The 2193-nt window shown below is 50.3% G+C and carries 1 protein-coding gene and 1 pseudogene; both read right to left on the bottom strand.

The window, feature by feature from the left end:
• The coding region (gene galE / locus AZ66_RS28740; RefSeq protein WP_044358056.1) for a UDP-glucose 4-epimerase GalE at positions 1-975 on the bottom strand (975 nt) is incomplete at its 3' end.
• Between the two features lie 4 nt (positions 976-979).
• Positions 980-2184, bottom strand: a pseudogene (locus AZ66_RS28735) (galactokinase).
• Between the last annotated feature and the right edge of the window lie 9 nt (positions 2185-2193).

Below are 2193 nucleotides of genomic sequence, written 5' to 3'. Positions count from 1 at the left end.
TCCGTGTGGACGTGCTTGATGCCATTTCCAAGCACTGTCGATCAACACATTCAGATCATCCCGCTTCGGATTCCAGCCCAGAACAGACTTCGCTTTGTTAGCCGATGCGATAAGCACAGCAGGGTCTCCTGCTCGGCGCTCTTCCACCACAGTTGGTACACTTCTTCCCGTAACCCGTTCTGCGGTCTGGATCACTTCCAGAACCGAAAACCCGTTGCCGCTGCCCAGGTTGAACACATCGCTCTGGCCGCCGCCGCGCAAGTATTCAACTGCCAGCACATGGGCATCAGCCAAGTCGCTCACATGGATATAATCACGAATGCACGTGCCGTCAGCTGTAGGATAGTCGTTGCCGAACACCTTCATTTCCTTCCGCTGGCCAAGTGCTGTCTGTAATACAAGTGGAATGAGGTGCGTCTCAGGTCTATGATCCTCGCCAATCTTGCCATTTTCATGAGCGCCAGCCGCATTGAAGTAACGCAGCGATACAAAGCGAATATCATGTGCTTGATCAAACCAGCGCATCATCCGCTCCATCGTCAGCTTCGTCTCCCCGTATACATTCGTCGGGTTCGTCGCTTCTGTCTCTTCGATCGGTGTGCGCTCCGGCTCCCCGTAAGTTGCTGCAGTTGACGAGAATACAATCCGGGACACCTGATGCTTGCGCATCGCTTCAAGCAGAACAAGTGTGCCGTGGACATTGTTATCGTAATATTTCGCAGGATTGCTCATGCTCTCGCCAACAAGTGAGTAGGCAGCAAAATGAATGACCGCATCAATAGAATGTTGCGCAAATACAGAATCGAGAAATGCGCTATCGCGAATATCACCAATATGAAGCGTACCGCCAAGAACCGCATCTTTATGTCCAGTCTCTAACGAATCTACAATCACGACCTCTTCACCGCGCGCCAGCAATTCTGCAACCGTATGCGAACCAATATACCCTGCTCCACCTGTAACTAATACTGCCATGCTGTTACCACTCCTCACCAATTGTTGCTGTCTGTAGAGAAGGCTTAATCTCCCTTACCCCATCTCCTACGCGACAGATATAAAATTCCGGATGTAATCCGGTCTGCTGTTCATATGCGGAACCTACTTGAGCAACGAATTGTTCAGCATCCCCTTCACGTACGAGCGATACCGTGCAGCCGCCAAATCCTGCTCCCGTCATTCGAGAACCAAGTGTCCCTTCGATATGTCGTGCTTCCTCTACCATAATATCCAACTCGTTGCAGCTGACTTCATACAGATCACGCAAGGAGTCATGCGATGCATTCATCAGTTCGCCGAAACGAATCAGGTCATTGTTCTTCAGCGCCTCAACCGACTGCTTCACACGATCATGCTCTGCAATGACATGCGCCGCACGTGCACGCACGATATCATCTGCAATCGTATCGGCCGCAGCTTCGAATTGCTCCGCGGTAAGCTGCGCCAGCAGCGTCATATGCGGATATGTAGCTTGCAGCGCCCGTACCGCCTCATCACACTGTGCTCTGCGCTCATTGTACTTCGAATCGACTAGCCCGCGGCGCTTATTCGTATTGCCGATAATAAGACAGTACCCCTCTGTCTGGAAAGGTACATGCGTATATTCCAACGTATCGCACATTAATAGAATGGCATGATCCAGCTTGCCTTGCGATACTGCGAATTGATCCATGATGCCACAATTCACGCCCACGAATTGATTCTCTGCTCGCTGGGACAATACAGCGATGTCTGTTCGATCAATGCTGTGCCCTTCCATCGCAAGCAGCGCATAAGCGGTTACCACTTCCAGCGATGCAGAAGAAGACAATCCTGCCCCATTCGGAATATCTCCGTGGAACAGCAGCTCATATCCTCTAGTCAAGCCACGAGCCGATTGCGAGAGCTGATTCATGACTCCGATTGGATAATCTGTCCATTGATCCTGCTTCGCATCACCAAGTACATGCAGCTCAATATCCAGCTGATATTCAAAATTCGTCGACGCCAGTCGTATGCATTGATCCTCACGTTCACGAATTAATAGAGTCGTCCCGAATTCCAATGCGGCAGGGAGCACATATCCTCCATTATAGTCAATATGCTCTCCAATCAAATTCACTCGTCCTGGAGCATGGAAAAACGAACCGGTGCAGAACTCGTTCCATATCGTTGTTCAAAACCTGCTAGTAGTTTGCTTGCATCCATTACAATGAC

Source organism: Paenibacillus sp. E194 (genome assembly GCF_000935845.1).
Lineage (GTDB): Bacteria > Bacillota > Bacilli > Paenibacillales > Paenibacillaceae > Paenibacillus_B > Paenibacillus_B alvei_B.
Note: the sequence above shows the minus strand (reverse complement) of the source record. Positions and strands in the feature narration are given on the sequence as shown.